Annotated in this window: 19 protein-coding genes; 4 read left to right on the top strand and 15 right to left on the bottom strand. The window is 45.3% G+C overall.

The genetic code is table 11. The features are described from left to right. Positions 1 to 46 precede the first annotated feature (46 nt). Both azu and OU793_RS07415 read right to left on the bottom strand, forming a co-directional pair. Positions 47 to 499 carry an azurin gene (gene azu / locus OU793_RS07410; RefSeq protein WP_005463034.1) on the bottom strand — a complete coding sequence of 151 codons (453 nt, stop codon included), beginning with the start codon at positions 497 to 499 and terminating at the stop codon, positions 47 to 49. Positions 500 to 810: 311 nt separating this feature from the next. Then, positions 811 to 1461, bottom strand: a complete 651-nt coding sequence (locus OU793_RS07415; RefSeq protein ID WP_023584584.1) for an HAD family phosphatase — start codon at positions 1459 to 1461, stop codon at positions 811 to 813. Positions 1462 to 1937: 476 nt separating this feature from the next. Between OU793_RS07415 and OU793_RS07420 the strand changes: the two genes are divergently transcribed. Next, a complete protein-coding gene (locus tag OU793_RS07420) occupies positions 1938 to 2633 on the top strand; it encodes a hypothetical protein (protein ID WP_025504868.1) in 696 nt (231 codons plus the stop codon). A gap of 80 nt (positions 2634 to 2713) precedes the next feature. On the opposite strand, the gene manA is transcribed toward OU793_RS07420, so the two are convergent. Then, positions 2714 to 3946 (bottom strand): mannose-6-phosphate isomerase, class I, encoded by a 1233-nt coding sequence (gene manA / locus OU793_RS07425; RefSeq protein ID WP_159404387.1) that lies wholly within the window; start codon positions 3944 to 3946, stop codon positions 2714 to 2716. A gap of 76 nt (positions 3947 to 4022) precedes the next feature. Continuing rightward, complete coding sequence (locus tag OU793_RS07430) at positions 4023 to 5930, bottom strand: fructose-specific PTS transporter subunit EIIC (protein WP_159404386.1); 1908 nt, start codon at positions 5928 to 5930, stop codon at positions 4023 to 4025. Positions 5931 to 6315: 385 nt separating this feature from the next. Between OU793_RS07430 and OU793_RS07435 the strand changes: the two genes are divergently transcribed. After that, positions 6316 to 7158: a helix-turn-helix transcriptional regulator gene (locus tag OU793_RS07435; RefSeq protein ID WP_023584587.1), complete on the top strand. Its 843-nt coding sequence runs from the start codon at positions 6316 to 6318 to the stop codon at positions 7156 to 7158. Between the two features lie 34 nt (positions 7159 to 7192). Here the strand turns inward: OU793_RS07435 and OU793_RS07440 are convergent, their stop codons facing one another. After that, positions 7193 to 7969 (bottom strand): PTS sugar transporter subunit IIA, encoded by a 777-nt coding sequence (locus OU793_RS07440; RefSeq protein WP_020838128.1) that lies wholly within the window; start codon positions 7967 to 7969, stop codon positions 7193 to 7195. A gap of 8 nt (positions 7970 to 7977) precedes the next feature. After that, positions 7978 to 8280, bottom strand: coding sequence for a PTS fructose transporter subunit IIB (locus OU793_RS07445; protein ID WP_005463048.1), 303 nt, complete (start codon positions 8278 to 8280; stop codon positions 7978 to 7980). Positions 8281 to 8547: 267 nt separating this feature from the next. Between OU793_RS07445 and OU793_RS07450 the strand changes: the two genes are divergently transcribed. Continuing rightward, the gene (locus tag OU793_RS07450) at positions 8548 to 10419 is read left to right on the top strand and encodes a fructose-specific PTS transporter subunit EIIC (protein ID WP_159404385.1); all 1872 of its coding nucleotides are present in this window, start codon (positions 8548 to 8550) and stop codon (positions 10417 to 10419) included. A gap of 178 nt (positions 10420 to 10597) precedes the next feature. Beyond that, a complete protein-coding gene (locus tag OU793_RS07455; protein ID WP_025442982.1) occupies positions 10598 to 11476 on the top strand; it encodes an NAD(P)-dependent oxidoreductase in 879 nt (292 codons plus the stop codon). Between the two features lie 124 nt (positions 11477 to 11600). Here OU793_RS07455 and OU793_RS07460 read toward each other — a convergent pair whose 3' ends face one another. The 9 genes from OU793_RS07460 to OU793_RS07500 all read right to left on the bottom strand — a co-directional run bounded on the left by OU793_RS07460 (position 11601) and on the right by OU793_RS07500 (position 19821). Further along, the gene (locus tag OU793_RS07460) at positions 11601 to 13040 is read right to left on the bottom strand and encodes a catalase (protein ID WP_159404384.1); all 1440 of its coding nucleotides are present in this window, start codon (positions 13038 to 13040) and stop codon (positions 11601 to 11603) included. Positions 13041 to 13374: 334 nt separating this feature from the next. Further along, positions 13375 to 13992, bottom strand: coding sequence for a glutathione S-transferase family protein (locus OU793_RS07465; protein WP_005485253.1), 618 nt, complete (start codon positions 13990 to 13992; stop codon positions 13375 to 13377). 27 nt (positions 13993 to 14019) lie between these two features. After that, the gene (locus tag OU793_RS07470) at positions 14020 to 15054 is read right to left on the bottom strand and encodes an NADP-dependent oxidoreductase (protein WP_029862191.1); all 1035 of its coding nucleotides are present in this window, start codon (positions 15052 to 15054) and stop codon (positions 14020 to 14022) included. Between the two features lie 147 nt (positions 15055 to 15201). Continuing rightward, the gene (locus OU793_RS07475) at positions 15202 to 15801 is read right to left on the bottom strand and encodes a TetR/AcrR family transcriptional regulator (RefSeq protein WP_005463060.1); all 600 of its coding nucleotides are present in this window, start codon (positions 15799 to 15801) and stop codon (positions 15202 to 15204) included. Between the two features lie 48 nt (positions 15802 to 15849). Further along, positions 15850 to 16173, bottom strand: coding sequence for a N(4)-acetylcytidine aminohydrolase (gene yqfB / locus OU793_RS07480; protein WP_005485079.1), 324 nt, complete (start codon positions 16171 to 16173; stop codon positions 15850 to 15852). 95 nt (positions 16174 to 16268) lie between these two features. Next, positions 16269 to 16670: a VanZ family protein gene (locus OU793_RS07485; protein ID WP_020838118.1), complete on the bottom strand. Its 402-nt coding sequence runs from the start codon at positions 16668 to 16670 to the stop codon at positions 16269 to 16271. Positions 16671 to 16672: 2 nt separating this feature from the next. Continuing rightward, positions 16673 to 17950, bottom strand: a complete 1278-nt coding sequence (locus OU793_RS07490; protein ID WP_274647743.1) for an oligosaccharide flippase family protein — start codon at positions 17948 to 17950, stop codon at positions 16673 to 16675. A gap of 9 nt (positions 17951 to 17959) precedes the next feature. Continuing rightward, a complete protein-coding gene (locus tag OU793_RS07495) occupies positions 17960 to 18991 on the bottom strand; it encodes a glycosyltransferase (protein WP_025634739.1) in 1032 nt (343 codons plus the stop codon). After that, on the bottom strand, positions 18988 to 19821 hold the full coding sequence (locus OU793_RS07500; RefSeq protein ID WP_015313523.1) for a putative capsular polysaccharide synthesis family protein: 834 nt from the start codon (positions 19819 to 19821) through the stop codon (positions 18988 to 18990). Before OU793_RS07500 ends, OU793_RS07495 begins: the two co-directional genes overlap by 4 nt. Between the last annotated feature and the right edge of the window lie 15 nt (positions 19822 to 19836).

Raw genomic sequence — 19836 nt, forward strand, 5'->3', positions numbered from 1 at the left:
GGAAGCATGTGCTTCCCTTTAGTCACACTCAAATTGAATTCAACGATTATTTGAACTCAAATTTACCCTGCATGATCGCCCAGTGACCAGGGAATGAGCAGAAGAATGAGTAATCACCGCCAGCCGTCATTTTTTCCGTGCTGAATGTAATGCTGGTGCTTTCACCGCCACCAACGACTTTTGTGTGAGCGTAAACGCGCTCGTCGTCTGGCTTCACGTAACTGTTATCTGCGCCAGCAGACATGCCGTCAGTGCCTACCGCTTGGATGTTGGCTGTATCTGCGATGACAACGTTGTGACCCATAGATTGCGCTGGCATTTTACCGGTGTGGTTGAGCGTTAGCGTTACTTCTTTACAAGTTGCTGGAACACTCAATGTTTTGGTCGAAAACTGCATCATATCGTTAGCATCAATAGAAACTTCACACTCGGCACTGGCTTGTGCGCCGAAACTCAATCCTGCCAGTGCCAAGGTTGCTGCTAAAATACGTAAAGACATATAACACTCTCCATTTTGTTGTTTTGGGCTGACTTGGACTTTTTTGTCCAATAGTTCTCATTATCAGCCAGTTTTGACCCGAAAAACGTGCTTCAATCGGTATATTGACGATTTGCTGCAAACTTGTACTGGTTCGTTCCACTGATTGATCACTGAACTACCTGATTTTCTTTCGTGGCGTGAACTGGCTCAATTCTCAATTCGTGTAGGTTGAGGGAGTCGATTCAATAAGAGATGGAATATGAGATGGGTAAGAAACTAAGCGAAAGCCCAACGTCGACGTTGAGCTTTGGAACGTATTAAGAGGAGGGTTAGCGAGTCTGTTTAAGCTCGGCTAATACTTCGTGCAGTGAAGGCACGATAGCGTGACCAAATTGTTTTACCTCATCGCAAGGTTCAACCAAGTCCGGAATTTGATAAGTAATCATGTTTGCCGCTACAGCGGCGCGAACACCGTTATTGGAATCTTCAAAGGCCAAACATTGGCTTGGCTCTACATCCAGACGGTTCGCTGCCAGCAAATAGATTTCTGGATCGGGTTTGCCGTGGCTCACTTCGCAGCCTGTCGTTAGGTTATCGAAGTATTTGCTCAACCCTGCTAATTCCAGTTTGATTTTTGCCACTTCTTTCGCGGTAGATGTCGCGACCGCGATAGGTAAGCCCTGTGCTTTCAACCACTCCAGCAACTCAACAACGCCATCTTTTACAGGGATGGCTTGGTGTTTGACAACTGCGTTGTAACGAGTGCGCCATTCAAGATGTAGGCGGTCTAAATTCTCGCCGTAGGCTTTGCGGAAAATCGTCTCAATTCCTGCCGCATTGCGGCCAATGATCGATAGGTAAACATCTTCATAAAACGGAAGGTTTTGTACTTCACATGCTTCTTGGAAAATACGCATACAGACGCGTTCAGTATCAAGAAGTAAACCATCCATATCAAAAATAGCAGCTTGGTATTTCATTACATTACAGGCTTGTTGAGTGAGGGAACACATTCTGGCATAAGCCGACGTAATTTTCTCGGAAATTTACTTTTCTGTTTGTCGCAGCTGTATAAATCGGGTGCGGTCTTATTCGATAGGGTGACTTTATGGCTCTAAAACAAAAATGGTGACAGCGCAGCGTTAATCATTCTAATTAATCAATATTATTTTATTGGTATTGTTTATGTTTTCGTGGTTTATCAATTATAAATATTAATTGTTTAAATATTTTGGATTATTCCCGTAGAGTTTGTATAAAAACTATCTCTAATTAAAGCGTGAAACTTGTCGTAATTCATTACTTGGTTTTTAGGTTATTGAGTTGAATGGTTTTTTTATCACTACAATAGATGTTGTTTAAGATATGAATGTCTCGCTAACTATTCCTTCAAGCTTAAAAAGTACAGAGCGTTTTAATGAAGCCCGAAGTGAGTGGTTTGTATTGGAGTTTAAGGATGAAGTTTAAAATCGGTTTAATATCCGCAGCTATTTTGTTATCCGGGTGCGCGACTCAAAAAATGGCTTTCCCGACACAAAACAAATTAACCATTACAGGCAATACGTTGGTGTACGACGGCATGATTACCGGGGATGCCGTGCTCGAAGCCATAAGAATGGTGAATGATAGTGACCAGAAAGTGACAACATTACGTATTACCAGTAGTGGTGGTGATATTGGCGTCGGGATAGAGTTTGGTCACTTCATAAAAAACAACGATATGGATGTGATCGTCAGCCAATTGTGTTTTTCTGCTTGCGCGAATTACATATTGCCTGCGGCGAAAAGTGTGGTGATTGGAAAAGATGCGCTTATTGGGTGGCATGGTGGCGCGAATCAGAGTGACGAGATGTGGGATCAATCGGTTCCTTCGCAATACGAAAAGCAGTTTTATCGCTATCTCACTCGCTTACGAATTAAAGAAGCGGAGTTCTACAACAAAGTAGGAGTAGACCCAAATATTACCGTTTATGGGCATACGAGAACGAATACATGCCAACGTTCAACGCTCGCGAATGGTTGGTATTACACTGAATCTGATATGCGGCACATGGGAATTAAGAACCTGACTGTGCAAGGTGAATTACTGGACACTTTGAACTATAACAACAGCGAGATTAATTCTTGTTTGATGCCGAAAATATTTAATTAATTATCACCGCCACAAAAATCGCTCGAGTGAAAAAGAATACGCCTCGCTTAAATTGCGAGGCGTTTTTGTTTCAATTTGAATCAACTGTAAGCCCGTGCAACGCGACCTTCGCAATTCAAGGTGTATTGTTTGGCGTAAGCTGGGATGAAAACAGATTGGCCTTTATCTACTACACACGTTTCACCACTTGCGTGTGTAATCACGAGCGGGGAATCTAGCGGCAACAGGATTTCTGCGGTTCTTACATCAAGCGTTCGTTGGTTGGCTTGTTTTACAATCGCGAATTTGAAATCGTCGACGGGAATTGGGTATTCCAACATGTCGTTGTTTTCGATTGGTGCAAGCAGTAGGGTATCGAAAGGTTTTTCTTCGAAGCGTGTGCATGCTACGAGTTCTTTTATGTCCATATACTTCGGTGTTAAACCTGCGCGTAGTACGTTGTCTGAGTTCGCCATGATCTCAAGCCCCGTCCCTTTCAAGTACGCGTGTGGCGTTTCTGCATCCAGGAACATCGCTTCGCCTGGTTTCAGCGTGATAACGTTGAGTAGCAAGGGCGCAAACAAACCAATGTCGCCCGGGTATTGCGTTTCTAACTCCAAGATCAGGTTGAACAGAGGTAAGTCGGTGATGCGAGCTTGTGCCAATAGCACCGTCAACGCCATCTCTTTCTGTTCGCCTTCCAGTGACAATAGACCGGAGAAGAAGCTCGCCAATCCTTTTGAAGTTTGATTGTCGATAAGGTCATCCACCAAGCCTTGCAGCTCAGGAATCGCCAGCTCAGAAAAGAAGCTGATGATTTCACTTGTTGGGCGGAAGCCATTCATCGCTTGGTATTCGGTTAGCGCGTAAACCAATTCTGGTTTGTGGTTTGGATCTTTGTAGTTACGGTTTGCAGCGGTTAGGGGAATGCCTTGTTTTTCTTCCAGTGCAAAACCTAGTTCTGCTTGTTGCTTGTTTGGGTGCACCTGAATCGACAGCGCTTTCTCAGCGGCAAGCACTTTAAACAGGTATGGAAGTTCACCAAAACGGTTTGCGACTTCTTCACTCAGAAAAGCATTCATGTCTTGAGCAATCAGTGAAGAGAGTTTGGTCTCCTCGCCGTTTACCGTCACCATTGAGCAACCGTTTGGATGCGCGCCCATCCATACTTCTGCTTGTGGTTCGCCTGTTGGGTTTTCAATGCCAAACAGTTGGTTAACAGAAGTAGTACTGCCCCAAGCGTAGTTTTGAATCACGTTGTTCATCAGGAAGAACGTCGGATGCGCAGCTTGAGTTTGAATCGTTTGTGTATCGGACATCGTTAAATCAGACATAGAGTGTCACCATGAGAGAAAATCATGGCTTGGGCGACATTGCCCAAGCCATAGGAGCCATTTGGGGGCGGGGGGATTAAGCAGCTGCTTGCATCATTTTTGCTTTACGTACTTTCTTCAACGTTACACACGTTACTGCGGTAACCGTTGCGCCAGCTGCCATACAAATCAGAGCAAGGACTGGGTGGTTCATCGCGCCAAGTAGAGCGACCACGGGACCGCCGTGAGCAACGCTGTTGGTGATGCCGAATGAGAACGCCATTACTGCCGCCACCATTGAGCCAAGTACGTTTGCAGGAATCACTGACATTGGATCTTGCGCTGCGAACGGAATCGCACCTTCAGAGATACCCACCAGACCCATTGCACCTGCGGCTTTGCCCGCTTCGGTTTCTGATTCTTCGAACAGGTCGAACTTACGACCAAGCGCCGTTGCCAGTGCCATGCCTAGAGGAGCAACTGGAATTGCACACGCCATCGCACCCATAAATTGAGTTTGACCGCTCGCAATCATGCCCACAGAGAATAGGAATGCGACCTTGTTGAATGGACCACCCATATCGAAGCCAGCCATACCACCAAGTACGATACCCAGTAGAACGACGTTACCTGTACTCATGCTAGTTAGTAGCGCAGTCAGACCGTCCATTAGGCTTGCGATTGGCGCGCCGATAACGAAGATGAATAGACCTGCGATGAATAGCGAACCTGTGATTGGTGCGATCATGATTGGCACCAAAGGTTGGATGAATTTGTGGTAGTTAATCGACGTAATCCACTTCACGAAGTAACCCACAAGCAGACCTGCGATGATGGCACCGATAAAGCCTGTACCAGCGTCTGCGCCGTAGAAAGAACCATTATTTGCAATCCAACCACCGATCAAGCCAGGAGCTAGAGCTGGGCGGTCAGCAATCGCGTAAGCAATGTAACCGGCAAGGATTGGGATCATCAGCGTAAAGGCAACCACACCGACATTGAGGATTTGGTTCCACATGCTGCCTTCAGGAATCGCCATGCCCGCTTCACTTGGCTGACCACCGACGGCAAGAGCAAGGGCAATCAACAGACCACCCGTTACGACGAATGGGATCATGTGTGATACGCCGTTCATCAAGTAGCGATATAAGTCAGAACGAGATTGAGAAGCTTTGTCGGCAACCGATGCTTGCGTATTGCCATTGGACTCAGCTTGGTACGTCGGTGCGTTTAACGCTTCATTAATCAGTCCTTGAGCATCGCGGATTGGGGCTTTTACGTTGGTTTTAACCACGCGTTTTCCCGCAAAGCGGTTCATGTCGACTTGTTTGTCACATGCCACGATGATTGCGTCTGCACGCTCGATTTCTTCTGCGGTTGGGCTGTTTTTCACACCGATTGAACCGTTCGTTTCAACCTTGATTTCGTAGCCCATCGCTGCTGCACTTTTCTCTAGCGCTTCTGCCGCTAGGTAAGTGTGCGCAACGCCCGCAGGACAACCAGTAACACCAATGATGAAACCTTGGTTTGCTGGAGCATCTGTCACTGGTTGCGGTTCTTCTTTAGCAAGAAGGAGTGCCAGTGCGTCTTGGTTGTTTGTTGCGCCTAAGAACGCATCGATGAAACCATCTTCAATCAGTTTTGAAGACAGTTCTGCAAGTACTTCGATGTGGTGGTTATCGCCACCGTCTGGAGAGGCGATCATGAAGAACAGCTTTGAAGGTAAACCGTCTTCCGCGCCGTACTCGATACCTGATTTGCTTACGCCGATCACAACCGCCGGTTCAATCACAGCGGCGCTTTTCGCGTGTGGAATTGCCACGCCATCTTCAAATCCGGTATTTCCTAATTCTTCACGTGCTTTTATATCTGAAAGAAATTGTGTTTGGTCAGAAATACGACCTTGGGCATGAAGAACGGCAACCAGTTCTTTAAATACGTCTTCTTTTGAAGATGCTTTAAGATCAAGCTTAATTAAGTCTTCATTTATTAGTTTGGTGATCATTGTCGAACCCCTATAAATATAATTTTTATTTCAGGCGTATTTTTAAATTACTGAGAAAAAGACTGTAGTGAAGAAAAAATGCATTTACTGGAGGATTGTAACCGACTAACTATAGTGTGATTTAGATCGTTCACTGGACAAATCTAGCTGCATATCTGTGACATGATGGATAAGAAGCTAAACGATAAGTAAAATGTGGCGTTGCTCCCATTTAAAAAGGGATTGAGTGTTATTGATAGAGTTTTTGTTACTGGAAATTTGATGCGTTAACTGGATTTTTGTAACATTAAAATGGAAGTGTGATTTTGCTCAATAGCACAAAAATCCAGTCCGGTGTATATCTATAGTAAATAGCATCATTGATGCATATATAGAGTGTGAGACAATGATTTTTCATGATTTAATTTCAGCGGTATTAAATGAAAGAGAGCCATTTCATAATATTTGGTTTGCAGGAGATTTTCATACGCCGCCTGAATTTAGCTATCAAGTTAATTTCCCTCGCCTAGAGTTAGTTCTGGATGGGGAATATATTAATGAAATGGAAAGTCATGATCGAAAAGTAACGCACATCGTTGCTAAAAAAGGCGACGCGATATTTATTCCACCTAACTGTTGGAATAAACCAGACTGGGATACCGATTGCTCAGTGTTAAGTATTTTGTTTGGGCGTCGACAACTTGGGTTAAGTTTGGTGAGCAAACGCAAAGGTGAGGCAAACTTTTACGATATTCAAAAGCATAGCATCCAAACACGCTCAGGATTTGCGATAGATAACATATTGGAAGCGTTGAGCTCACTGGCTCGTGAGAATACTAAAAAACCAATGGATGAGCTTTTACTGCAAGCATTACTGCAATACGCGAAGACGATGTTGGATGCACCAGTCGAGCAGCAGGCACATAGCCGTGTGCAAGATCTCTATCAAGGGATTTGTATCTACATTCAAGAGAACTTCCATCGCCCAATCACGCGTGACAGCATTGCGTCGAGATTCAGTATTTCCTCGAACCATTTGTCGCGCTTGTTCCGTCAGCAGGGGCACATGACCTTGGCAGACTACATTACTTGGGTACGCGTGGATCGTGCGAAGTTTATGCTCAAGAAATACAACTTCAAACTCAATGACGTGTCAGTGCGCTGTGGATTTAAAGACGTGAACTATTTCTGCCGAGTATTTAAGAACCGTACAGGCAGAACGCCGACGGAATATCGTGGTTCGATTTAAGCCTTCAGTCAGAGTGCGTAAATCATAGAGAAGTTTAGGCAAGCAGCCTCGACATGGCGTACATCAGCAGCGCTTGTAAGTCGACGCTGCTTTTTGTTAGTAGTAGGCGTTCCGCCATTTGATCGGTAAGCAGATTTCGTGTGAGGTTAGTGGCCGCAATGATCTGTTCTCGGGTCGGCTTTTCTGGCATCACCAGTGCTATAGCCAGATGAACATCACCCATCTTTGAAGCCCAATCCATCGATTTTTCATTTGCAATAACGGCAATAGAAATATGGTCAACACCTGAAAACATCACATGCGGTAGAGCGATCCCCGGAGTCACGCAAGTTGATGAACGTTCTTCACGTTTAATAAAAGCAAGGATCAGTTCGTCAGGATGAATAGGGTGGATCAGTTGAGCTAATCCTTTAAGACATTCAAACTTGGTGAGCTCGGTATGTGCTTTGGCGTAGTGCCATTTGATTTCACAAGGTGGGCAAATTTGCGGTAAACGCTCGGCCAGTTGGCTAGAAAACTCATAGTTGATATGAGATCCCACCACCGTAAAGTGTTCAGCAATCATGTCTTTGATGACGAAGCAGGCCAGCTCTGCGTCAATGCCAATCGCTGTGATTTGACACAAATCACCTTGTTGTAGACCTGCTTGCAAAATCGCCACGGACTTGGTGAGTTCCGCAACACGATTTTGCGTTACATTAATGATATGTAAGGTACTTTTGAACTTCTTTGCCACTCGATTGAGTGGCTGAGCAAGGTGCGCACTGGCATTTGCATTATCGACGAAAAAGGTGATTTGGTATTCGTTCATCTGCAAATTTAGTCGCGGCAGTGGACGAGGAATACTTTGTCGACGTTCAGCAAAACCTCTTCAATGGGGATTTGAATTTTGCGCGTCCCTTCGAATCGGCCAGGTTGTTCTATCTCAATATCCGACACGATCAAAACCCGATCCGCTTGAGCGATATCGTGCGGAGTGAGCTGATTTTCTATCCCCATCGCACCTTGCGTTTCTACTTTAATTTGCACGTTATGTTTTGGCGCAGCTTTCATTAGTGCATCTGCCGCCATATAAGTATGAGCGATGCCTGTAGGGCATGCTGTCACCGCTACGATTTTCATGTTCTATCCATTTTATTTTTTGTGGATATTAGCACAGCCACCGCAGATTGAATTGATTTGAGCTGGATTAACGCAAGAGCTCTATCACAGTTTGAATCTCATGTTACATTAATCCAGTTAATGCACTTTTAGTCCTATATATCAAAGGGTAGGCACTGGTTAATCTATGCCCAAATAAAATGAGTAGGAACGCATACGAGCCAGGGGATCCTGTATCTCAAACTCACTTGGGTATATATTCGAGCGTGAATATTGGAAGGTAAAACAATGGACATCACAAACCTAATTGAGCTGGAAACGATATGTTTAGATCTAAAAGCTCAAACCAAAGATGAAGCGCTCAAAGAGCTGGTCGAGATGCTAGAGGCCGCCGGCAAGCTCAATAGTCAAAGCCAGTTCTTGGCAGATATCTGGAAACGAGAAGAGATCGGTAACACAGGATTTGATGATGGTATTGCGATCCCTCATGCCAAAAGTGATGCTGTAGCGAAACCGGCTGTCGCGGTCGGGATCAGCCGTAATGGGATTGATTATGGCGCCGAAGATGGCGAGCTGTCCGATGTGTTTTTTATGCTGGCGTCCCCAGATGGTGATGATCATCATCACATTGAAGTATTGGCACAAATTTCCACCAAAATTATCGAAGACGGCTTTGTTGAAAAGCTCAAACAGGCTCAATCGCGAGAAGAAGCGCTTGAGATGCTGACTGATATTCAAACCCAATCCAATGAATTTCTCCCAACTTCTTTAGAATTTACATCAGAACCCCTGAGCCCTTGGGCGCAAAAACTTGGCCGCATTAAAGAGCACTTGCTGTTTGGCACATCCCACATGATCCCGTTTATCGTTGCGGGCGGTGTGTTGTTGTCGTTGTCGGTGATGATCTCTGGTCACGGTGGTGTACCACAAAAGGGCATTTTGGCCGATATTGCCCAAATGGGGATTGCTGGCCTGACATTGTTTACTGCCGTGCTTGGTGGTTACATTGCTTATTCCATTGCCGACAAGCCGGGCCTTGCACCGGGTATGATTGGATCTTGGATTGCGGTCAGTCATTACAATACGGGTTTTTTAGGTGCGATTGTGGTCGGCTTTTTTGCTGGCTTTGTCGTTTGGCTATTAAAGAAAATTCAGCTACCAGACAGCATGAGTTCGCTTGGCTCGATTTTTATTTATCCGCTAGTGGGGACGTTTGTTACTTGTGGCGCGGTGATGTGGGTGATAGGTGCTCCGATTGCCAGCGCAATGACCACCATGAACGAAGTGCTGACGGGCATGGCGGGCTCAGGCAAAGTAATGCTCGGAACTGTGCTTGGGGCAATGACCGCGTTTGATATGGGCGGCCCAATCAACAAAGTGGCGACGTTGTTTGCTCAAACCCAAGTGAACACGCAACCATGGTTGATGGGCGGGGTCGGTATTGCGATTTGTACGCCGCCATTGGGTATGGCACTAGCCACGTTTTTGGCGCCGAGTAAATTCAAGCGAGATGAACGCGAAGCGGGGAAAGCCGCAGGTATTATGGGGATGATCGGTATTAGCGAAGGTGCGATTCCTTTTGCCGCTGGCGACCCAGCACGAGTGTTACCCGCTATTGTTGCGGGTGGCATCGTCGGTAACGTGATCGGCTTTATGTTCCACGTAATGAACCATGCACCGTGGGGCGGTTGGATTGTTCTCCCTGTTGTGGATGGAAAAATTGGTTACATCATCGGCACGATTGCGGGCTCAGTTACCACGGCATTGATCGTGATTGCACTAAAGAAAACCGTCACCGAAGATGAGAGTTACACAGGTCATTCTCAAGTATATGGTTCTGTTCAAGGCGAAGGTGAGGCGGATGTTTTGGCGGTTACATCTTGCCCATCAGGAGTGGCACATACGTTCTTAGCGGCGAAGTCATTGGAAAAAGCGGCTTGTGCACTCGGCATTAAGATTAAAGTCGAAACCCAAGGGGCGAATGGCGTCATCAACCGAATTACCGAGAAAGACATCGAGAAAGCGAAGTTTGTGATCTTTGCTCATGATGTCGCGATCAAAGAACCGGAACGTTTTCGAAAAATAAAAGTGTTGGATGTCACGACCAAGGATGCCATGTTGAACGCCGCGGCTTTGTTGCAAGCACGTAGAGTGTCTTAGCACTTAACTTCTGAGAAATTTTTCCTTAATAACCCTCTGACAGCTTCGGTTTTTACTCCAACATCGTGGTTCGCTTTTATTTGTGCCGCGAGTGAAGGACAAATTACGAGTAATGTTTTCAATTCTTTAGTAGCATGTTACAAAACATTTCAGTCAGGTGAACTAAGGGAAGCGTGCAATGGAAAAACAACGAGTAGCATTTATTGGTTTGGGTGTCATGGGCTACCCAATGGCGGGCTATTTGAGCAAAGCGGGGTATGAAACCAAAGTATACAACCGCACCAAAGCCAAAGCTGATAAATGGGCTGCAGAATACAATGGCATTGCGTGCGAGACACCGCGAGAAGCGGCAGAAGGTTGCGATATCGTATTTACTTGTGTTGGTAATGATAACGACGTACGCAGCGTTGTGTATGGTGAAGAAGGCTTGTTAGTTGGTCTCAAAGCGGGCGCGGTTTTGGTTGATCACACAACAACCTCGGCAGAACTTGCTGTGGAACTGGCGGATGCGTGTAAAAAGGTGGGCAATCACTTTATCGATGCGCCAGTCTCGGGCGGTCAAGCGGGCGCAGAAAATGGCGTGTTGACCATCATGTGTGGTGGTGAACTGAGTGTCTTTGACCATGTTGCGCCTGTGATGGATGTGTACGCGAAACAAATCACTCTGCTGGGCGAAAATGGTCAGGGACAGCGTTGTAAAATGGTAAACCAAATCTGTATCGGTGGTATTTTGCAGGGCTTGAGTGAAGCACTTTTGCTTGCGCAAAAATCTGGCTTAGACATTGAACAGGTTGTCGAGACGCTGAAACACGGCGCTGCTGGTTCATGGCAAATGGAAAACCGTGCCACGACCATGGCGCAAGACAAGTTTGATTTTGGCTTCGCGATTGATTGGATGCGCAAAGACCTTGGCTTTTGTTTGGAAGAAGCTGAGCGTGTTGGGCTTGAGCTTCCATTGACTAAGATGGTCGACGAGCAGTACGCAGGCCTTCAACGTGAAGGGCTTGGCCGTATGGATACGTCAGTACTGATTAAGGCTGTAGCCAAAAATCAGTAGTAGATGAAGAACTCTTTGGTATCGAAGAGTTTGAAAAAGTCTAAATTGATCATATCGAATTCTCTTAACTGGGAGGCGCAACGTGCGCCTCCCTTTTTATTTACTATGGAATATTTGCTGTGGGTTATTTCGCTAAACCTAACGCCAGTTCTAAGCCTTTGCCGTAAGCTTCGTCCGCTTGGTAAGCGTGGTTTACGTGACGTTCTTTAATGAAGTCTGGCACATCATCCATCGCTCGTGCGGTGTTATCAAACAGCGCTTGGCGTTGCTCTTCGTTCATTAGTCTGAACAGGTCACCTGCTTGGCTAAAGTAATCCTCATCAACACGATGGTCGTAATGGTCAGCATGGCCGCTAATTCGCAATGGTGGCTCTGAATAATCAGGCTGCTCTGCCCACTCTTGTTTGTAGTTTGGCTCGTAACCCAGTGTTGAACCGAAGTTACCGTCAACTCGCATTGCGCCGTCACGATGGTAGCTGTGTACCGGACAACGAGGGGCGTTAACTGGAATTTGGTGATGGTTTACACCTAGGCGGTAACGCTGTGCATCTCCGTATGCAAACAAACGGCCTTGCAGCATTTTGTCTGGCGAGAAACCAATTCCAGGAACGATAGCTGCCGGGTTAAACGCGGATTGCTCAACTTCTGCATAGAAGTTTTCTGGGTTACGGTTCAGCTCAAACTCACCTACAGGGATAAGTGGATAATCTTTTTGAGACCATACTCTTGTTAGGTCGAATGGGTTGAAGTTAACTTCGTCGGCTTCTAATTCTGGCATGATCTGTACGTACATTTTCCATTTCGGGAAATCCTGACGCTCAATCGACTCATACAAATCGCGGTGATGGCTTTCACGATCTCTGCCCGCCAGCAGTTGTGCTTCCTCATCGCTGATGTTCTTAATACCTTGCTGAGTTTTGAAGTGGAACTTCACCCAGTAGCGTTCATTTTCAGCGTTGATAAAGCTGAATGTATGGCTACCGAAGCCGTGCATGTGACGGTAAGACGCAGGAATACCGCGGTCACTCATGACGATGGTTACTTGATGGAACGCTTCTGGGAGTGAAGTCCAAAAATCCCAGTTGTTCGTCGAGCTGCGCATGTTGGTGCGTGGATCGCGTTTCACCGCGTGGTTGAGGTCAGGGAACTTCAACGGGTCACGTAAGAAGAAGACTGGCGTGTTGTTGCCGACTAAATCCCAGTTGCCTTCTTCGGTGTAAAACTTTAGGGCAAAACCACGGATGTCTCGTTCTGCATCCGCTGCGCCGCGCTCACCCGCAACGGTCGTAAAGCGAGCAAATAGCTCGGTCTTTTTACCAACCTCAGAGAAAATTTTTGCACGAGTGTATTTTGTAATGTCGTGAGTCACGGTGAATGTGCCGTAGGCACCAGAACCTTTTGCGTGCATACGACGCTCAGGGATCACTTCACGATCAAAGTGCGCTAGCTTTTCTAGAAACCAGACATCTTGTAGGAGTTGAGGGCCACGTGGGCCTGCTGTCATCACGTTTTGGTTATGAGCAACTGGGCAACCTGCCGCAGTCGTTAGCTTTTTGTTTGTCATTCTTATTTCCCTCCAGGGATTCATCAAAACCTTAGAATCTGAAAGGAAGATTATTACGGAAAGTCATGAGGTGAAAGCTGATAATGCTTATCAATTCAATAGGTGGTGACTATGACCGAAAAGTCATGGAAATCAGAATTGGACTACATTTTAGTTGTTGATTTATCTTAGGATTTATTAGCAACAATCAAGAATAATAGATAGGGATAGAAGAGGTATGAATGATTGAATTTATAAATGAATACTTGCGCTCTATTTCGATAAAAAACGTCCCTTTGATGTGATTGAGACAACGTTATTTGTCTTCAATCCAAGCCTCAAAGGGACGATTAAATTAAGCGTAGTTCACTTCAATTTGTTCGGCTTTCTCGAAAGCAGGGTGCGTCGCAAGTTGTTTACCGTAACGAACCATATTCGGGAATTGTTCTGCTAGGCCAAACATCTGTACTAACTCAACGATGAAAGACATCATGATGTCTGCACCCGTCAATCGCTCTTCTACGAGGTAGGTTTTTCCTTCTAACGCTTGTTCGAAGTAGCTCAATACATTCATTGCTTCTTTGTCGGCGTATGCAGGCAAAAACTGCATCGAGTTCGGCTCTTTACTGATGAATATTTTCAATAGCATCGGCAAAATAGCGGAGCTTTCTGCAAAGTGCATCCATTGTAAATATTCAGTATGCGCTTTTGTACCACGCTTAGGGGCAAGTGCTCCATCACTGTACTTTTCAATCAAGTATTCAGTCATGGCTCCTGATTCAATAATAAACTCACCATCGTCTTCAAGGAGTGGCGACTTACCAAGTGGATGAACGCTCTTTAGTTCTGGCGGTGCCATGAAAGTCACTTTGTCACGAACGTAAGGCACGATTTCGTAATCCACGTTGAGCTCTTCAAGTAACCAGATAATACGCTTAGAGCGTGACTGATTCAGATGATGAAGTTTTATCATTTGTTATCCCTTCCTTATTGCGGGTTGTTATAGTGGGTCGTTGATTTTTACAACAAGCTTGCCAAAGTTCTTGCCTTCTAGCAGACCGATAAATGCCTCTGGCGCATTGTCTAGACCTTCTACTAGATGTTCGCGGTATTGGATCTTTCCTTCAGCCAACCACTGATTGATATCTTGAGCGAACTCACCGTAACGGTGACCGTAGTCATCAAAAATGATAAAGCCTTGTACCTTGATTCGTTTCGTCAGTAGCTTACCCATTAGCAGAGGTAGATGGTCTGTGCCTTCAGGCAATTCTGTTGCGTTGTATTGAGAAATCAATCCACATAAAGGGATACGTGCACTGGTATTGAGAAGTGGCATGACAGCTTCGAATACTTTGCCGCCTACGTTTTCAAAGTAAACATCGATGCCGTTGTAGCATGCCTCTTTCAATTGCTGTGCGAAATCATCTGCTTTGTGATCGATACACTCATCAAAGCCTAAAACCTCTTTTGCGTAGCGACATTTTTCTTCACCACCGGCGATACCAACTACGCGGCAGCCTTTGATTTTACCGATTTGACCAACTGTCGCGCCGACAGGGCCTGTTGCCGCAGCAACTACAATGGTTTCACCTGGTTTTGGCTGGCCAATATCCAACAAACCCATGTATGCGGTAAAGCCAGGCATGCCTGCAACACCCAGAGCGTATGATGGGTTTTGTGGCTCTTTACCCAATTTAATCACCATCTCTCCGGTAGAAATTGCGTAGTCTTGCCAACCCACGGTGTACGCAAGTACCCATTCACCCGCCTCATAGTCCGGGTGGTTTGATGTTTCTACCTGACAAACGGTGCCGCCAATCATCACATCGTCTAGCGCTACTGGTTCTGCATAAGATTCTGCGTCGCTCATGCGACCGCGCATGTATGGATCTAGCGAGAGGTAAACCGTTCTCAGCAGCATTTCTCCTGCCTGTGGAACAGGTTTTGCTACTTCTTCTAGGCGAAAGTTTTCAGTTGTAGGAGCACCATGTGGGCGTGATGCTAGGACGATTCTACGATTGGTTGCGTTAGTCATGTTTACCTCACTTATAGATTAGACCGGTCGTCTAGTGTTCGTTCCAAAATATCCCGCTCTTAGAGCGGGAAGATTTAGTGTGTTCCAAAAGGTTAATAGCCCAAATGAAACACGTGTAGGGTATTCATCTTACTTTAACGTTACTTGTTATGGGCAAGTACGCGTGTTTTGCAGTAGATGTTGAGTATAGGTCAGGCTTTGCGTGAGCGCTTCCTGATCTTGATACAGTTTGTTCAGTAAGCTTGCGCCATTCCAAAGATAATAAATCTGTCTGGCCAACAATGCGCTATCACCGTTTGGAATAGAACCATCTTGAATACCGACATCAATACACTCAGCCATAGCTTGAATGGTCTTATCAGCGCCTCGACGCAGTGCGATACGCATAGGCTCCGATAAATCTGACACTTCGGCGCTTAGCTTCACTAACAAACATTTGTTTGCATTACAGACATCATCTTCTACTTTTACCATTTCTTCAAAGTAGCTCATTAAGCGTTGGTAGCCATTGAGCTCGGTATTAGTGAAGCGGGCAGTCAATTGTTCAAAGTACTTGTTGAAGTAATCTTGAATCATTGCCTCACCAAACTGTTCTTTAGATTTGAAGTAATGATAAAACGAGCCTTTTGGCACTTCGGCCGTTTTTAGTAGCTCTGAAAGTCCAACACTCGTAAACCCTCGGGTAACAATCAATTCGTATCCGACGTCGAGAATGTGTTGGCGTGTGTCATTTGTTTTTGCGTTCATGGGCGGTACTATAAGATGAATTAGACCAGTCGTCTAGTTTTTTGTGGTCTACTTTTTGATCAATTCGTATTCGATAACAAATAGCTTATCGATATCCGGATAGATTTCTCGAATCAACTGTTTGAGTTTTGGCAACTCGATGGCTTCTTGTTCTGCGTGAAACTCGTTGATTTCATCAAAGTTTAATGGCTCAACAGACAAGATTTTGATATCACAAACCTTACGGTCAGTTTCCAACGTGAACACTTCTACTTCTGTGTTTGGTACATAGTGACTTTCTGATTCGTCACGAATAGTGATGGTCTTTTGGCCAGAAGTGATCAATGGCGTGAGAAATTCGAAAAAGGTAATTTTTGTTGGATGAGATGACATGAGGCTCTCTTTTCTCCGGGTTATTTGGCAAGATTATATACCCAAATAACCCAAAGGTGTTTGCCTAACAACAGGTGCGTCACCTGCCGGAGAGTTTATGCACGAGAGCGAGATGCTCGAAAGAGGGTAATCGCTTTGGCACCAAAATACCCAAGGATCATACCAATCCAGTTGGTACTCAAATCGTCAAAGCTGAATGAACGGCTTTCAATAAACAACTGGCTAAATTCTTCCGCCGAGATGATCAGTAGTAAGCAAAACAGCAGTCGAATCCCGAACGCATCCATTTTGGTTGCGTGGGTAAAGCGAGGGAAGGTAAACACAGCGAGAAAACCAATCAACATGCTAAACGTAAAATGCAGCGTGCTTGAGCCTCCAACATAGTTCTCCATATTCAGATAAACGGCATGATTTAGCTCTGAACTCTTCCACAAAGAAAGGCCGATGGTCAGTAGAGATATAGAAATAAAACCTAAACGTGCGATCGTCGAAGTCATCGTTACCCCACAGGAAAGAAGCCTAAATAGCGTTTTACAAAATAGAGCGCGGCAAGGTTTTGGATCGCCATGCCGATCGCCATTGCCCATGCAGCCCCCAGAACGCCGTAGCTTTGGCTAAGAAAAACCAAAAGAGCGATGGAAATAGTGCCTGAACAAATCGTGATGTATTTCATCGTTCTCTCATGGCCGCTCATTAGCAATAAAAATCCTACCGAGCCAGTGGCGATATTGACCATCTGTCCTAAAGAAAGGACAACTAACAGCGGAGCTGCCGCAAGAAATTCATCACCAAAAAGCTGCATGACGAATTCAGGAAATAGGGTGCAAATCAAGACAGGAAGTAAAGCTGCGCCAATGTTTGCACGACAAGCCCATCGACTTAAATTTCGCAGTTTATCCAGCTTTCCCTCTTTAAAAAGAGAGGCGAACATTGGGGCAACAACGAAGTTAATGGTAATCAGTACAAAGCCAATCAGTAGCGATGTTCGTTGCGCTGCTGCTAACAGCCCTAGCTCCGTGGTGGAAATGAAAAAACCAGCAATAACAATGCTTCCCCATTGGAGGATATTGGTGAAAATGCTGCCAATCCACACTTGCTTCGCAGAGGAGACCAGTTCGATATTTGTTGTCGGGGTCGGCTTTTGATATTGACCAGAGCTAAACCATTTAGTCGTTGAAGCAATACTGACGATCAGACTCGCCAGCAGCAATGCCGCCATTAGGCTGTTGATGTTTTGTAAGTGCAGTGTGCTCCTGACGCCGAGTTGAAGCGCGAATAGGGATGGCACCACCATTTTACTTGCTTGTAAAACACGGCTGTTGGTTTGTCCTAATACGAGGAAAGGTACACACATCAGCGCGAGCGTAATCGCCACTATTGGACTGTTGGTTTGATTCAATTGATTTGGAAACAGGTAAAAGCCGACAAATAGAGTAACGGCAGCCATGAAACAAAATGTGATACTGCGAGTTAAAGCCGTCCAATAGTTGTCACTTTGCTGTTGAATATCTCCGTTGCTAAACGCGATAGCGTTGAATCGGACTAAAGCAACGTCAAAGCCTCGCTGAGAAATAATGGCTGTGAGCGATACGAGATTGAATAAGAAGAAAAACTGACCTGAAGTGGATGCATCGGTTGTGCGCGACACGATGAGCGTAAGCAAAAAGGCAAATAATGCACTGAAAACTCGCGTGATTGCCGTTTTCATGCCGAGTGACAGCAAGTTCTTTTTGCCACTCGGCATAAGTAGCAGTTTTTGTTGAATGGCTTGAAACATTCTATTTCTCTAACTGTAAATGTTGTTTAGAGCGAGGCGTTGTTTTTCTTCACTGAACGTCTCATTCAACTCGGTGGTGTATTGGCGAAAATCAATGTCATCATAGTGATTGATGCAATGTGTCATTTGCTTTGCCATGTCTTCCGGTGTTTGCGCCAAAAAAGGATAGTTGAGATCTTTTGTGGCACCAATGGAACGAATTACCATAGGGAGGTGCAGCTTCGCGGCTTCTAGAATCGTTAAAGGCATACCTTCCCATGCGGCGGTATGTAAATAGAGATCGGAGGCCTGCAGTTTCTTAACCACTTCATCGCGAGGAAGCATACCCGTTACTTGTACGCCCTCGGCTCTTAACGCTTGCTCTAGCTCTTTGTCTCCTCCTCCAATCCAAGTAATGTCTAATTGGCGATTGAGCGCAAATCGATTCAAGCAACGGAGTGTGTTAAGTAAAAATTGAGGGTCTTTCTGTGGTGCGACACGCCCTAAAACAACAATGTTCAATGCAGCTTGATGGTCTCGGCCGACACGCGTCGCACTTTGATAAGAAACGTAGTTGTTCAGCAGTTCCGCTCGTTTTGCTCCAATGCTAATGGCTAAATCACATTCGCGCTGACTGCAGCCTGCCACCACGTCAATTTTGTTGAGCATCACCTTTTCTAAAGCTTTGTATAGTTGGCGAGCGAAGCCTGAAATATCTTCTCGTTCAAACGCATAGCAGTGCGGGGTATACACCAAGCGGGCGTGGTTGAGTTTCAAAAATCGACCTAAAAACCCGGCTTTGCTAGAGTGCAAGTGCACAATATTGGGTTTTATGTCATTGATGGTTTGATTGGCGTCTCGCACAAACTGCAGAAGCCCACCTTCCACCCATTTCGTTTGAGCAAAAACATCGTGATTGCTGTCTTTGGTTAAATCATTGTGACGCGCTCTAGCAAGCAAAAAGTGTTCATACGGTTCATGTCGAGATGAATGTACATAGCTGTACAGTGCGGTTTGAACACCGCCACCAAAGGCTTCGGTAATATGCAGTACTTTTTTCATGCTGACTTTGTCCCTGGAGTTTTTAACCACTTGGTTTTGAAAGCTTCTCGTTCTTGCTGCGAGTAAATATGGCGATAAAGCGGTAAGTCATACATGTAAAACAACTTAGAAAAATCGTAATGCTGTTTAAAGTATTGGTGGATGTTGGAATACCATTTGTTCTTTGCTTCATTGCTGTTTTTCAGAACAAAGTTGTCGACATTTAGGAAGTCTCCAATCTCTTTGTCGAGGGAACTCAGTTGCTCGCACTTAATGAGAATGACGCTGGCTTTGTCATTGTTGAACGTGAAAAATGGTTGAGTGTTATCGATCTCTTGGCGCATGACATCGATGCTGAAGTTACGTTTTAGCTCGTTATCGAACCAATCTGCGAAGTAGTTCAGGTTGATGTAGTTATCAAAGCAATGCTCGAGATGCTTGTAGGTCACTTCCATATCGCGGTGGATGGCATCGTTCTTTTTGCCTTCGATAAATTGCAGATGCAAATCTTGGAAAAAACGGGAGAAAACCGTCGCAATCGGGTCACGGATTAATGTAACGATCTTGATTTGCTCGCGCTTTTGCAAAATGCGCTTGCGTTGATTCAGAACCAAACGGTACATCGCGCGATTTTTAAAATCGAAGAATTTACTCACATCCTTTTTGTTGTGGTACATGTGAAATTCTTCATGATCGTCAAACGTGTGGATGTGATAGCTCGGAATATTACGCGCTTCCAAAGTATGCTCGATAGATGACGAGCCCACTTTCCCCATTTGATACACCAAGACGAAGTTATCAGCCCGAAGTTCTCGGTTCTTTTCAAATTGTCGAGCGATAGAGTATTTCATTGATCAAATCCTTGA

The organism is Vibrio sp. VP6 (assembly GCF_028823755.1).
GTDB lineage: Bacteria > Pseudomonadota > Gammaproteobacteria > Enterobacterales > Vibrionaceae > Vibrio > Vibrio parahaemolyticus.

Coding starts and splice junctions, on each gene's coding strand:
- azu (WP_005463034.1), bottom strand. CDS start 499: ATGTCTTTACGTATTTTAGCAGCAACCTTGGCACTGGCAGGATTGAGT.
- OU793_RS07415 (WP_023584584.1), bottom strand. CDS start 1,461: ATGAAATACCAAGCTGCTATTTTTGATATGGATGGTTTACTTCTTGAT.
- OU793_RS07420 (WP_025504868.1), top strand. CDS start 1,938: ATGAAGTTTAAAATCGGTTTAATATCCGCAGCTATTTTGTTATCCGGG.
- manA (WP_159404387.1), bottom strand. CDS start 3,946: ATGTCTGATTTAACGATGTCCGATACACAAACGATTCAAACTCAAGCT.
- OU793_RS07430 (WP_159404386.1), bottom strand. CDS start 5,930: ATGATCACCAAACTAATAAATGAAGACTTAATTAAGCTTGATCTTAAA.
- OU793_RS07435 (WP_023584587.1), top strand. CDS start 6,316: ATGATTTTTCATGATTTAATTTCAGCGGTATTAAATGAAAGAGAGCCA.
- OU793_RS07440 (WP_020838128.1), bottom strand. CDS start 7,969: ATGAACGAATACCAAATCACCTTTTTCGTCGATAATGCAAATGCCAGT.
- OU793_RS07445 (WP_005463048.1), bottom strand. CDS start 8,280: ATGAAAATCGTAGCGGTGACAGCATGCCCTACAGGCATCGCTCATACT.
- OU793_RS07450 (WP_159404385.1), top strand. CDS start 8,548: ATGGACATCACAAACCTAATTGAGCTGGAAACGATATGTTTAGATCTA.
- OU793_RS07455 (WP_025442982.1), top strand. CDS start 10,598: ATGGAAAAACAACGAGTAGCATTTATTGGTTTGGGTGTCATGGGCTAC.
- OU793_RS07460 (WP_159404384.1), bottom strand. CDS start 13,040: ATGACAAACAAAAAGCTAACGACTGCGGCAGGTTGCCCAGTTGCTCAT.
- OU793_RS07465 (WP_005485253.1), bottom strand. CDS start 13,992: ATGATAAAACTTCATCATCTGAATCAGTCACGCTCTAAGCGTATTATC.
- OU793_RS07470 (WP_029862191.1), bottom strand. CDS start 15,054: ATGACTAACGCAACCAATCGTAGAATCGTCCTAGCATCACGCCCACAT.
- OU793_RS07475 (WP_005463060.1), bottom strand. CDS start 15,801: ATGAACGCAAAAACAAATGACACACGCCAACACATTCTCGACGTCGGA.
- yqfB (WP_005485079.1), bottom strand. CDS start 16,173: ATGTCATCTCATCCAACAAAAATTACCTTTTTCGAATTTCTCACGCCA.
- OU793_RS07485 (WP_020838118.1), bottom strand. CDS start 16,670: ATGACTTCGACGATCGCACGTTTAGGTTTTATTTCTATATCTCTACTG.
- OU793_RS07490 (WP_274647743.1), bottom strand. CDS start 17,950: ATGTTTCAAGCCATTCAACAAAAACTGCTACTTATGCCGAGTGGCAAA.
- OU793_RS07495 (WP_025634739.1), bottom strand. CDS start 18,991: ATGAAAAAAGTACTGCATATTACCGAAGCCTTTGGTGGCGGTGTTCAA.
- OU793_RS07500 (WP_015313523.1), bottom strand. CDS start 19,821: ATGAAATACTCTATCGCTCGACAATTTGAAAAGAACCGAGAACTTCGG.